Annotated in this window: 12 protein-coding genes and 1 pseudogene; 4 read left to right on the forward strand and 9 right to left on the reverse strand. The window is 63.1% G+C overall.

All coding sequences use genetic code 11. The features are described from left to right. Positions 1-268: 268 nt before the first annotated feature. A pseudogene (locus tag JTE92_RS30845) lies at positions 269-400 on the reverse strand (MerR family transcriptional regulator); the annotation flags it as partial. 120 nt (positions 401-520) lie between these two features. On the opposite strand from JTE92_RS30845, the gene JTE92_RS20395 reads away from it, so the two are divergent. Beyond that, positions 521-856 (forward strand): hypothetical protein, encoded by a 336-nt coding sequence (locus JTE92_RS20395; RefSeq protein WP_084254562.1) that lies wholly within the window; start codon positions 521-523, stop codon positions 854-856. 46 nt (positions 857-902) lie between these two features. Then, complete coding sequence (copK, locus tag JTE92_RS20400) at positions 903-1,184, forward strand: periplasmic Cu(I)/Cu(II)-binding protein CopK (protein ID WP_063238907.1); 282 nt, start codon at positions 903-905, stop codon at positions 1,182-1,184. 75 nt (positions 1,185-1,259) lie between these two features. Here copK and JTE92_RS20405 read toward each other — a convergent pair whose 3' ends face one another. The 6 genes from JTE92_RS20405 to JTE92_RS20430 all read right to left on the reverse strand — a co-directional run bounded on the left by JTE92_RS20405 (position 1,260) and on the right by JTE92_RS20430 (position 7,900). Further along, positions 1,260-1,913 (reverse strand): NrsF family protein, encoded by a 654-nt coding sequence (locus JTE92_RS20405; RefSeq protein ID WP_063238906.1) that lies wholly within the window; start codon positions 1,911-1,913, stop codon positions 1,260-1,262. Continuing rightward, positions 1,910-2,371, reverse strand: a complete 462-nt coding sequence (locus JTE92_RS20410) for a sigma-70 family RNA polymerase sigma factor (RefSeq protein ID WP_306431146.1) — start codon at positions 2,369-2,371, stop codon at positions 1,910-1,912. The genes JTE92_RS20405 and JTE92_RS20410 overlap by 4 nt, the downstream gene beginning before the upstream one ends. A 93-nt stretch (positions 2,372-2,464) precedes the next feature. Next, on the reverse strand, positions 2,465-3,319 hold the full coding sequence (locus JTE92_RS30500; protein WP_063238905.1) for a hypothetical protein: 855 nt from the start codon (positions 3,317-3,319) through the stop codon (positions 2,465-2,467). A gap of 29 nt (positions 3,320-3,348) precedes the next feature. Then, positions 3,349-6,330: a Tn3 family transposase gene (locus tag JTE92_RS20420; protein WP_063238904.1), complete on the reverse strand. Its 2,982-nt coding sequence runs from the start codon at positions 6,328-6,330 to the stop codon at positions 3,349-3,351. Positions 6,331-6,440: 110 nt separating this feature from the next. Continuing rightward, positions 6,441-6,815 (reverse strand): hypothetical protein, encoded by a 375-nt coding sequence (locus JTE92_RS20425; protein ID WP_232353274.1) that lies wholly within the window; start codon positions 6,813-6,815, stop codon positions 6,441-6,443. A 137-nt stretch (positions 6,816-6,952) separates the two neighbouring features. Continuing rightward, positions 6,953-7,900, reverse strand: a complete 948-nt coding sequence (locus JTE92_RS20430; protein ID WP_063238903.1) for a DNA-binding protein — start codon at positions 7,898-7,900, stop codon at positions 6,953-6,955. A gap of 166 nt (positions 7,901-8,066) precedes the next feature. Here JTE92_RS20430 and JTE92_RS20435 point away from each other — a divergent pair, with 166 nt between their 5' ends. Next, positions 8,067-9,239 (forward strand): tyrosine-type recombinase/integrase, encoded by a 1,173-nt coding sequence (locus JTE92_RS20435; protein ID WP_063238902.1) that lies wholly within the window; start codon positions 8,067-8,069, stop codon positions 9,237-9,239. 622 nt (positions 9,240-9,861) lie between these two features. After that, positions 9,862-11,067 (forward strand): acyltransferase family protein, encoded by a 1,206-nt coding sequence (locus JTE92_RS20440; protein WP_232353276.1) that lies wholly within the window; start codon positions 9,862-9,864, stop codon positions 11,065-11,067. Positions 11,068-11,169: 102 nt separating this feature from the next. Here JTE92_RS20440 and JTE92_RS20445 read toward each other — a convergent pair whose 3' ends face one another. Then, a complete protein-coding gene (locus JTE92_RS20445) occupies positions 11,170-11,475 on the reverse strand; it encodes a PadR family transcriptional regulator (RefSeq protein WP_063238900.1) in 306 nt (101 codons plus the stop codon). A 9-nt stretch (positions 11,476-11,484) separates the two neighbouring features. Further along, complete coding sequence (chrA, locus tag JTE92_RS20450) at positions 11,485-12,690, reverse strand: chromate efflux transporter (RefSeq protein WP_063238899.1); 1,206 nt, start codon at positions 12,688-12,690, stop codon at positions 11,485-11,487. Positions 12,691-12,708 lie beyond the last annotated feature (18 nt).

Consider the following 12,708-nt stretch of genomic DNA (forward strand, 5'->3'; position numbering starts at 1 on the left):
CAATTTGGCATGGCAGTCGCATGTACTGGCGACACCGGGCGAGTACGGCGCTTCGTCCCGGGGCAATTCCTCCTGGGGCTGCTCCCCCTCACGTGGCTCTGCATCGGGGGCGCCGCTGGCGCTGCCCGCGTCGCGAGCGAGGAAGATATTCTGCCTCCTGAGCGGGCCTTCCGCTTTGCTCGCCCGTCGAGACGGCGCGTGTGAGGCCGGCTGCGACGAAGCGGCAGAACGGAAGCCGGAACGAGCCAGAGCAGCGTAGCAGCATCCACTACCCCCCTTGGCGCACTTTTCCCGCTAGCAGCGATGCGATCAGCGGGCAGGATACGTTGTCTCGACAGGCATGGCAGGCGCACACCAACTCGGACAGCATGGTCTCCATGCGTCGCAGGTCGGGAAGCTGCGATCCGCATCGCACCAAGACCGTAACCTTTCTCCGCCTGTCGACGAATCTTCCAGTACCGGCTTCCCGTGGAGCGGTTTCCTTTCGGGAAGCGGGTCACCGATGGAAGGAGGTGCGGCAATGGTCAAGAAGTTATGGCTTCTCATCGTGGTAGGTATTGGCGTGCTGGGGGCAGGCGCGGCGTACAGCGGCACGACGCGGGACGTGTTCACCGATGGCAGCAGCATCATGGGCCCGCGCGATCCGTACACCGACGGCGCTAAGGCGGGGAAATTCGACGTCTATTCGGATGGCGCAAGGGTTGGCGACCGGCGTGACCCGTTTACGGACGGGGCCAGGAGCGGCAGGTTCGACCCCTACACGGATGGCACGCGCGCCTCGGTGCCTGATCTCACGGCCAGCACGTTGGACAACGCGCGTACCGGTGACGGCACGCTCTACGGCTATCGTGTCTGAGGCCCGAAGCGCAACCGAACTTTGCGTCCGCCCAAGGCAGCATGCCATGTACCGCAAGCCCATCATTGCCGCGTTTGCCGTCGTCGTTGCCTTGTCCTCATTCGCGGCCGACAGGAGTGACATCGTGAAGTCCTATGCCCTCAAGGACGGCTCGACCCTGCACGTCTTCAGGGATGGGAAGATGGGCGTCGAGAATCCGTTCGGCCGCGCCGTGGACGTGAAGGCGGGTCAGGTGCTGGAGGCGAAAGATGGCAGCAAGCTCACCATGAACGGCAATGAAGTGATTCGGCTCGAGCAGGTGTTGAACGAGGGCCGGCGCGGGCACTGAGTCGTGCCGCACGTCGTTGCAGTCACTGGGAGCGGGCGTGCCGTCGCGGCGACGGTGCCATGTATCCCGGTGCCATCAATGGGGTGTCGCCCAGGCGAATAACCAGGAGCCGTACCGAGCGCTGATGCCGACAAACAGCAGTGCGACGCCGAAGTTCCACAGCAGGACCATGGCCGAGGCGTCGATCGGGTGAAGGAAGGACAGCGCCGTTGTCGTCATCGCAGCGACGGCGAGGGCGCCGCACATCGCGACCGGCGTGGGGGACAGCCGTGCCGTGTACCGAAGCATGCGTAGCAACGCAAACGACAGCGGCGTGCTGACCAGCGCCAGCGTTGCGAGGCAACTAGCGGTTTCGCCGGGCGAGATGCCCCCCGGCCCGATCCGGATCCAGTCGGTCAGGCAGCCGTAGCCGATCGTGGCGAACCATACCAGCAGGGACGGCACGGGCAGCAGCAGCCAACGCCGCGAGTGGCCGGGGACACTGGCCATGAACGCAGCCACGGCGGCCAGTACGCCGGTAAGCGTGGCAGCCGCCACGCCAGTGACGAAGACCTCCTGCTCCAGCCTCAGTGCCAGGTCCGGTCGCAGGCCATGGTGGAACGCCACCAGCGCCAGCGTCACGACCGCCAGCAGCAGCCAGCACATTGCCCGCATCGCCGGCGGGCGCAGGCGGCGCACCGGCGTCGCGTCGGCTACCAGTGCGTCGATCAGGTCAGGGGTGCGTGTCACGGCTTGCCACCTTGCGATTCGAACCACTTGCGCAGCGTTTTCAGGGCACGGTGGGTCGCCACCTTCAGCGCCGCGACCGACGTGCCGCTGGCGGCCGCGGCCTCCTTCAACGACATCTCCTCCAGCTTGAGCAACTGCACCGCCTCGCGCTGTCCGGCCGGGAGCCGTGCTACCGCATCCCTTACCGCGCGCGCGTCCGCGGCGTCTTCCTGAAAGTTCGTGGCAAGGGGCGAAAAGGTTTCCAGGCCGTCATCCGGCACCGTTTCGTGCGACTGGATGCGTCCCCGCCGGCGCAGGCCATCCACGATGCGCCGGTTGGCAATGGCCACCAGCCATGGCCCGAACGGCCGGGCCGGATCATAAGTGTGGCGCACCGCATGTACGGTCAGCAATACATCCTGCACCGCGTCCTCGATATCGTTGCGAGGGTCGGCCGGAATTCGTGAAATTTTCGCCAAAGTTGCCTTAAGTATTTGATCCGAAAAGAAAAATTTGTTCTCCTCCTCGGGCCAAGGCGCGGTTGTGCGGGCAATGCCGAGCGCGTGACGCAGCTATCGCGTACGGATGTAGGCACCGAAGAGGCCCGCGTGCAGGTCGCGCAAGGCCTTTCGTCGTTCGAGCAGTTCATGCTGCCGGCCTTCGCGTTCAAGGCTCAACATCTCAAGCATGATCCGCATGCCCTGTTCGGGCAACGTGCGTGTCGAGAATTCGGCCGCGCGCAGAAACGCGGCAAGCCCAGGCCTTTCCGTCAATGCCCAAGCCGGGAACCACGCGAGGTCATCGAGCGTACCGTCACCATCGAAATTCGCGTCGAATACCCGGCGCAGCGCCAGCAACGACGAATCACCGAGCCCCTGCATCAACGCGCCGAGCCGCTTCGGCGACAACCAGGCGAGTTCGGCCAGCAGCGGCCACGCTGATTCAAGCCCTTGGAGCCGGTAAACCGTTTCCGCCATCCAGGCAAGCGTGGTGGGGATGCGTCGCCACGACTCGATCCGTGCGATGCTCTCGCGAGCCGCGAGCCACTCCGCCGCCCGGATCCATAGTGGCGCGGTATGCCATTCCGGCATATCGCGGCGAAACGGCAGATCGGAGGCGGCTTGTGCAAGGGTACGCCACAGCGGCAGGCACCAGGCCGTGCCGCCGGCGTCGCCGAATGCACGGCGCGCCGCCGGCACGATCTGCGAAGACCATGCCTCGAAAGTGTCGCGCAATACTGCATGACTTGTCACAGGCTCCGGAATAGGACGCTCAAGGACTTCCACCAGCATCGCGAGGGTTGGCGCGAGCGCGTCGATCGGATATTCCGAGGTCAGCCGAAGCAACGCTTCACGTCCGGCAGTGACATTGCATTGCTCAAGCGCGGCCAGCGGTTTCCCAAGAATCTGCGTCAGCAGCTGCCCCATGCAAGAGCGGCCCGGTATCCAAAATTCCTCTACGCCGCCGATCCGAAAACGAAATCGATCGACGTATCGAGCGGCGGCACCTTCCGCTGGAGATCCACCAAATAAGACCCGAGCCGGTTGATGTGGTCCTTCCGGTAAGGCGACAGCGCCTGGAGCACCTCGGCGTCGACAGGATGGCCCTTCATTTGCAACTCCTTCAGTTTGCGCGACATCCACTGCACGTTGTAGAGGATGACCATGTTCGCGACGAGCTGGTTGTACTTGATGACTTTGCGCTGCTCGTGTCGGACGTTTTCCGCGATGACGTCACCGCCGAACATCAGCCATTTCGCAAAATCGTTGAACTGTTCGCTCTTGTTCGTCGCGGCATGGATCGTCCGGCGCATTTCGGGGTCCTTGATGTAGCGCAGCAGAAACAGCGTGCGGATTACCCGCCCGAGCTCGCGGAATGCGAAATACAGCTTGTTCTTGACACTTTCGGAGCCGAGGCGCCGCAGGATCGTCGACGGCGTCATCCGACCGGCTTTGATTGAGATGGCGACGCGCAGCATGTCCGGCAAGTGCCTTTCGATCAGGGCCCAGTCGACGTTGCCGCGGAACAATGATTCGATGTTGGTGTAGCGACGGCGCCGGTCCGCTTTGTAGAAGCGCAGTTCCTTGATGTCGCGGATGCGGGGCATTAGTTTGATGCCGAGCAGGTGCGCGAGTGCGAAGACCGGCGCGCTCTGCGCTTGGGTATCGCCATGGACCGTGTCCGGCTGCACGTCGGAGGTATTCTTGATCAGCCCGTCGAGGATGTAGACGGCTTCATGCACCCCGCATGGGATGAAGTGGCTGAAGAGCGCGATGTACTTGTCCGACACGTGGTAGTAGCCGATACCGCCATAGCCGCCGTACCGGATGTGATATTCGGACAGCAGATTTTGCTCATAGAGATTCCATTTCGTGCCGTCGGCCGAAACCCGGCTTCCGGAACCCCAGAACTTCGGCAACGCAAACTGGTTGTATGCGTTGATCACCCTGACGATGGCCTTGTCCAGGCGCTCTTCGGTCACGTGGCGCAGATTCAGCCAGGCGACCTGCTTGCGGCTGAGGTTCTTCACCGAACGCGCCGTCTGCGCCGGTCCGAGATTGCACCCATAGCAGAACAGCGTCGTGATGAAGCGCTTGCGCGGCTCGTCGATCTTCGCCTCGAAGCCGGATAACGGGCCAAACAGCCGGTGCAGATCGAGCCACTGTTCGGTTTCGGTCAGGATGTCAAGGATGCTGACCGACCGCATCGACGCCGTGATGGCCTGGTCGATCAACATCTTGTTTGGCGGGTCGGGCTTCTTCTCGAGCTTGTGGAGAATCAGACCTTGGTCGCCAATCTCGACGTAGTCGTTCTCCGGAAAGGCAGCGTCGACCTCGTCGGCCAATGCGCTGAGTTGGTCCTTCAGTTGCTGGACGAAGGCCCGGCTATCGACCGGGAAGTCGACGAGTTCGCCATAGCGCGGCAGTTCTTCGCGGAATTCGTCCCACGATACCTGATGTTCGCGGGGATCATCGTACTGGTCGCTGTGCTCGACGTAGACGTCGCCAGAGTTGAGTTCACGCCTGAGCTGGCTGAACACGCATAGCTCGAAATATTTCCGGTGCAGCAGTGGGGCGGTCCGCCCGTCCGGGAAGACAAATTTCTCCCACTTCTCTGGCATCCAGTCGAGCGGCAGCTCTGCGAGGTCCGCGTCGCCCAGCAGCAGGCATTCGCGACGTGACGCCCGGTACTGCTGGATCCAAGCGAGCGCGCCGAGCAGGGCATCGTCCTGGGAGCTCGAGCGCAGTGACAGGAGATCGAGGCACTGGAACAGCAGTGACCGCAGATTCCTGTACGGGGCCAGCAGAAACGGGATGGCGTGATTGCCGGTATATGCGATGTGCTCGTTGCATCGGTTCAGGGCGTTGCCGGGATCGTCATTGAGGGATGCCCTCATGCGCGCAATGCGCTCGGCGGGCGGCGCCTCGTCGTCCTGCAGGATGTGGAGCACATCTCGAAACTGACTGACGAGCGATTCGAGCTCGTCCGCGTGCGCCAGCCGATACTGTTTCATGCGCAGTTCCGCCGTGCCTTCCAGGTTGCGGACCGTCTTGATGAAGATTTCCGCGACGTCATCAAGTGCCTTCTGCAGCTGCGCGAGGATGAATAGCACGGCAAGCGTGTAGCGCTTCGCCGGCTTGAGCACGCGCATCTCATGGACGTCGAGGGCCCGTGCTTCAAGGACGAGTTGCATGCGCTTGGGGACCGAGAGCATTTCCGGCGGCGGCGGTAGGCCGTCGGCCAGCTCGTTCAAGGCCTGGATGTGCTTGAGGAAGCTTGCGACCTCGCGCGGCCTCGGCCGTTTTGGTTCCCGCTTCAGCTCGTCCCAGGGCGTGCGTCCCGCCCGGTTGCTGAAGAGAGCGTCGAGGCGGGCTCTGAGCGGCTCGTCCAACGCGTCGGAGAAGGCCTGGTAGATGGCCTCGTGAAGCCGGCTGCGGGCGGAAGCAGCAATGCGCGAGAGGGTTGCCAGCGGCGGCAGTTCGTAGCGCTGCCTGATGAGCTCTTCGAGCAGCACGTTGATGATGTCCGGCAACTCTGCCTTCGTGCGCGCGGCGATGGCCGCTACGACAGCCAGCCATTCATGGGTAAGCGCATCAACGACGCGGATGCCGACAAATTCGCGCAGCACCTTCTGGTGCCGAGACTTGCTGCCCGACCGGTCATAGCGCTTGAGCGTTGTGCGGGGCGGCGATCGGACCTTGAGCACCGAGCACATATGGGCGACGATTTCGGGCGGCAAGTCTGACATGGGCGGCATGTATCCCAGACGCTGGAGCAGTTTGAGCTGCGTCAGAATCAGCACGCGTGTTGGGGCTTGCCGGAACTGGCCGTACACGAAGCGGATTTCGGCGGCGCTGGGCGTGTAGACTGCCCGCAACTCGTCTGCGGCAATCTCCGCTGGCAGTAACGGGTACGCGGTTTCGGAAATCGGGTTCATAGGTGCCGCGCGAATCGAGCCAGCCGGTACCGTTGCAGCATGTTGCGCCTGTCAGCGTTGCGGCATTTTGAGCGAGCCCGATAACACCGCAGCGGCAAGGTCCGCATCGCTCATGCCCATGATCCGGTCGATCGTGCCGTGCGACAGCGCGTCTGCCAGCGCGAGAAGATCGTCGAGCAGCGCCGCCAGCCGTCGATCCGCGCGCTCAGATGAGCCAGTGCTTCGCGCTCCTGCGGTGTGAGCGGCCCGGATCGCCACCGTGCCACCTGCTCGCGCTGGATCGGCAGAAAATCCCGTTGTTCGCCGTAGACCTGGCGCGTCCGGGCCAGGGTGGCGTCGTCAAGCACATGGGGTCGCGACCGGCACCGGGTCAGGGCGTCGAAAGTGGCCTGTACCTCATCAATCTGCGCGCCGGCGAGATCAAGAATGACCGGCAGCGCAGCGATCGGCTGCCAGGCTGGTGGCTGTGGTTCGTTCGTGTTCATGAGGCTCGGTTTCCTGTCGGGCGGTTGCTCATGGCACTGCATCGGTCCAGCGCCCGCAGGCGATGACCGAAGGCCCGATTGTAGCGCGGGCGCTGACGCGCTCGGCGGTAGTTCGAAAACCGTTGCTCGGTGTTGGCTCAGCCGGCGCGACGCCTGGCTGTACGCGCTGGCGCAGACTCGTCGCGGCCCTTGAGCTGGCCCTGCAGCAGGGCGACCTGTTGGGTCAGGGAATCGCGCTCACGCCGCAGTTCGCGCGTCTCTTCCATGACACCGGCGAGCTGTTTTTCATGCCGTTCGGCCAGCCGGCGGTGTTCGGCAGCGTCGGCGCTGAGCCGCTGCCCGTCTGCCACAAGTTGCTCGTTACGCTGGCGGGTCTTCGCAAGGGCCGCTTCCGCGCGACGCTGGGCTTCGCGCGCTTCCTCGGTCTGCAGCATGACGAGCTTCTGCACGCCTTCGAGCCGGGCGGTAGCCTGGTCGACCTCCACCCGCAGGGCGGCCTCGTGTTCGGCGCGGGCAGCCCGCAGTGCTTCCAGTTCGCGGGCATGGGCGGACTGCGCGTCGCGCCAGGCCTGCTCTGCTTGTGCGCGCACGGCATCACCCTCGGCCGCGGCGGCTTCGGCCCGCCGGATGGCAGCCTCCAGTTCGGTTTGGCCCCGGGCGTGAGCGGCCAGCGCGGTGGCGAGCCGCGCCTGCAGGTCGTCAACCTGGGCGCGAAGCGCTTGCACTTCCGCCTGCAACCCTGTGTTGGCGGCGTGCAGCGAATCGGCGCGCGTGATGGCGGCGGCCGCTTCGGCCTCAAACTCCCCGCTGCGCTGCGCGAAGACCTGTTCCCCCTGTTCAACGGCCAACGCCCAGACCGACAGCATCGCGTTGGCGACTGCTGGCGGCAGCGCGGCGGAGAGCGCGTCGTTGCGCGCCTGCTCGTCCTTCCACAGCTTCAGCTCGTCGTTGATGGTGGTGCGGCTGCCCTGCCGAATCTCGGCATAGATAAGGTCGACGGTGAGCTCATGCGGGTGCCGGCCCGCGGCAACCAGGCGCGCGGCGGCTTCACGGGTGCGTAGACGGGTATCGCTGATACGGCTCATGGGCGGAAGCTGGCTGAGAGGGTGGAATTTCGTGATTCTGAGTAATGTATATTAATGTATTACGTTATATCTGTAATCTAAAGCCGTAGAAATTTACGATAACGCGCATAATCGTAAGCTTCATAGGTGTACGATGCGGAACCCCGCCACAAAATCGTGTCAGTCCATGAACCTGCCCGCTCCAGCCCCCGAATCGCTCCTGCCGATCACTCTGCCCGCCGCACTGGACGGCCGTGACGGCACCAACCGGGCGCGCGGCACGATCCGACAAATCACCGCGGACACCGACCTCGAGGCCGTGCGCCTGTGGCTTGCCGAATATGCGGGCTCGCCGCACACGTTGCGCAGCTACCGAAAGGAAGTGGTGCGGCTGCTCGTCTGGGCAACGCGCGCCCTGGGCAAGCCGCTCTCCAGCCTCACGCGCGAGGACTTCCTGCTGTATGAGCGGTTCTTGGCCGCGCCGACGGCGGACTGGACCGACCCGGCGCTGCCGCGCCGCGGCGGGGCGCGGCGCCTGTTCGAGGGGGCGCTCGCCGAGCGCAGCCGCCGTCAGGCGCTTGGCATCCTTTCCGGACTGCTCGACTATCTCGTGGCGGCCGGCTACCTCGCCGGCAATCCGCTCGCCCTGCGCCGCAACCGTGCGACGCGCGCCGCGCGCACGAGGCGTGTAGAGCGCTATCTCGATCATGCGCTGTGGCAGGTGGTGCTCGCGTCGATGGAGGCCTGGCCGCAGGGCACGCTGCGCGAACGCCAGCACTACGAGCGCAGCCGCTGGGTGATGCGCTTCCTCTACCATACGGCGCTGCGCGCGAGCGAAGCCGCCCACGCGAAGGCAGCCGACATCGTCCAGCGGCGCGGGCGCTGGTGGCTGCACGTTGTAGGCAAGGGCGGTGCCGAGGGCGAGGTGCCCGTGAGCGACGCGTTGATGGCCGAGTTTGCCCGCTATCGCGCGTTCCACGGCCTGCCGCCGATGCCGGGGCCCGGTGAGCTGAGCCCGGCCATCCTGAGCGTCGCCGGCGATGCGAAGCGGCACCTCACGCCGACGGCGGTCTATCTGATCGCGAAGGAGGTGTTCCGGCGGGCGGCCGCAGTGTTAGAGGCGAGCGATCCGCTGGGCGCGGCGACGCTGGCGCGTGCCTCGACGCACTGGCTGCGCCATTCCGCGGCTTCGCACCAGGCCGACGCCGGCACCGATATCCGCTTTATTCAGAAGAACCTGCGGCACGCTTCGATTGAGACGACCGGCATTTACCTGCACGCCGAGGACGACCGGCGGCATGCGCACACCGTGGGCGAGCAGCAAGCTCAACCATCCACCGCGCCCGCCGCGCCACAGTAGGCGCTTATCGCCCCCAGTTATTTGTGAGGGCGCTCGGACCTCTACATCGGCCGCGAATGGATCGGCCCCGTCGGTTTGCACTTGCGGCGCGCCGACAACGGCATTCGCACCTACCAAAGCGCCGCACTTGCGCGACTACCTAACAGGCGCGTAGGTACCGTCGTTGTCCCAACGCGGCGTCATCGATCGCACGCGCCAAAGCTTGTCGGAACCCATTGGCCCCTTGCGGAATGAAATGAATCGCGCGGACCCGGCGACGACGGGTTGCATGTTCATCCGCGGCCCCGGCAAATCAGGGCCACAATGGAATCCTTGGCGAGCGCACTCAGGCACGCTGCCGTCCTAACCCCAGAGCAATAGGCGATCGCCGACAAGAATTTGGGGATGACGGCGGCCACCATGCGTGATTCAAACCACCGGCCTAGAAACGAGAAGGGAGTTTCTGGGTCGTGAACCATCGCGGGATATGCCTTTGCAGATAAGGGCTGAACAACGCTTGCTCTTGAGTGCCTTATGTACGCGCCCGCACAGATCCTGCGAGCGGCACAGCCGTAGCCTGACGTTGTCGGCACCTTCCCCGCCGTAAAAGGTGATCAACTCTGCGGTCGACACTAGAGTAGTCATGAAAGACACCCCGCGGGGGACGACAAATGGGCAAGATCGCCTTCGACGCAGCTTCGGCGTCCTTCAGGGGAGATTGATGGGCCAGTTCAAGCCGCTCACCAGTCTGCGCTTCTTTCTGGCGCTCTGGGTGCTATGCCTCCATTGGTTCCACGTTTACCCCGACGGCCGATACTTCGACATTGGCATCACCAGTACGTTTTTTGATCATGGCTATCTTGGGGTCGACGGCTTCTTCATCCTGAGTGGCTTTATCCTTGCTTACAACTATGATCCGGCGCCCGGCGAGCGGCTGGACTGGAAGAAGTTCATCATCGCCCGGATCGCACGCATCTATCCAGCATATGTAGCAAGCCTTCTCGTTTTTTCGGCTGCGGTAATTGGCCGTGACCTGATCTTGCATTCAGCCATGGTCGGATCGACCAACTACACTTTGCCCGACTTCCTGCTTGGGCTGTCGCTGCTTAGCGCGTGGCGGTATGCTGGACCGACTGGATGGAATGATGTCGGCTGGTCCGTCAGTGCCGAATGGTTTGCCTACGTCTGGTTTCCCCTCTTCCTGTTGGCGGCGCCGCGTCTGGGAAAAATCCGCATCGCATTGATGGCAATACTCGCACTGGCCGTGGTCGGTGTGGTGGAGGCGACGTCGCCCACGCACCTGTCGATGAGTGGTGGCGTCGCCCGCCTGATCCCGGAGTTTATGCTGGGTGTGCTGCTATGCCGGTTGCGAGAGGCGATGCCGAGCTACCAGGGGTTTATTTGGGGAAGCTTGTTGTCGCTCCTCGTTTGCGCAATCGGCGTGAAAGTTGGAATCGATACGGTTTTCGTCGCTGGCGCCGCTGGACTGGTGTTTTCACTTTCTTATGGAATCGATGCACTGACAGGAGTCTTGTCATCGCCATCGTTGGTGTTTCTCGGGGAAATCTCCTACTGCCTTTATATCGTGCAGCGGATTCCTCAATACCTGTTCTCGTTCGCGAGGTCCCAGCGACCTGAGTTGGCTGCGTTACCTGCTACGGTTCAGGCGCTGCTGCTGCTGGCGCTTACCATCGGCGCAGCCGTACTACTCCACTTCGGTATCGAGAGGCCCATGCGTTCCTGGATAAACCGCCGATTCGGCGCCAGTCGCAGGTCGCCAAAGTCAATCGCCGGGGCGACGAACAATGAGCGCGACCACCGGGGCTGGTACATACAGCGGAAACGGTAGCACATCATGCCGCCGGTCGCGCTCAGATCCACTTCAACGGTGCGGCCAAGAAGAATAACAATGAGGCCCATGAGTCGCCGACAGATTTCCAATCTTCTGCCGTCATTTGCCTTCAATGAGTTCTCCAAAAAGCTCCCTGACCTTGGATTTGGCATCCTTCAACGCAATACGGCCTTGCTCGGTGATTTCGTAAACCCGCCGATCACGTCGGCCGGTACGCTCACGACGTGAAGTGAGATAGCCCTTTTTTTCCAAGCCATGCAGCATCGGATACAGAGTTCCTGCGCTGAGCTCGTAACCGTGGTGTCGCAACTCCTCGATGATGCCGAGACCGAAGATGGGTTCTTCGGCTGCATGGTGCAGGATGTGCAAACGAATCAGCCCCCCGTAAAGGTCTTTGTCTGTCATTCCTGAAGCTCACAGAACCGTGCTCAACAACCAGCCCGCAACACCACTGCCGATCACAACCAGCCACGGCGGCAGCTTCCAGAACATCAGCGCAACCAGTGCCACAAGGGCCAAGCCAAAATCGTTTGGCGCGTGAATCGCGCTCGTCCATACCGGTTGATAGAGGGCAGCCAGCAGCAGGCCAACCACGGCCGCATTGATGCCAGACAGCGCCGCTTGCGTGCGTGGGGTGCGACGCAAGCGCTCCCAGAACGGCAATGCTCCCACGACCAGCAGGAAGGATGGCGCGAAGATTGCCAGCAGGCAGATCAGGCCGCCGAGCCAGCCAGTGGGTGTCTGGTTCATAGAAGCGCCGAGAAAAGCCGCGAAGGTGAACAGAGGGCCAGGGACGGCCTGCGCAGCACCGTAACCCGCCAGAAATGCGTCATTGCTGACCCAGCCAGTCGGCACGACCTCAGCTTGCAGCAACGGCAGCACGACATGCCCGCCACCAAAGACCAGTGACCCGGCACGGTAGAAGGCATCCACCATCGACAACGCCGGATTCGGGAACAAGGTTGTCAACAAGGGCAACCCCATCAGGAGCGCAAAGAACAGCGTCAGCCAGAACAAGCCAACGCGACGACTGATGGCAATCGGCAACGGGTCATGCGCTGGCCCCTGCTGAGGCTTGAACAGCAACAGGCCAATGACCGCTGCAAGGGCGATGACCCCCACCTGGCCCAAAGCGGACGGCACCAGAAGCACAAGACATGTCGCCGCTGCCATGATGGTGATGCGCGGTGCGTCTGGACAGAGGTTGCGAGCCATCCCCCATACAGCTTGCGCGACTACTGCAACGGCCACCACCTTCAAGCCATGCAGCACGCCAGCCGGGATCGCATCCCTGTAACTAGCCATGCCCAGTGCAAACAGGATCAGGGCAATCGCTGACGGCAGCGTGAAGCCCGCCCAAGCAGCGAACGCGCCGGCATAGCCGGATCGGGACAGCCCAAGTGCCATTCCAACCTGGCTGCTGGCAGGACCCGGAAGGAACTGACAGAGGGCGACCAAATCCGCATAGCTGCGTTCGGTGAGCCACTGCCGACGCGTCACGAACTCATCTCGAAAGTAGCCTAGGTGGGCAATTGGGCCGCCGAAAGAGGTCAGGCCCAGTCGGAGAAAAATCAGAAAAACAGTCCAAGGGCTGCGGTCAGTCATGGTGATGCCGGTCATGGTCCCATCTTGCTATGT

The sequence above is a fragment of the Cupriavidus oxalaticus genome (assembly GCF_016894385.1).
Taxonomy (GTDB): Bacteria; Pseudomonadota; Gammaproteobacteria; order Burkholderiales; family Burkholderiaceae; genus Cupriavidus; species Cupriavidus oxalaticus.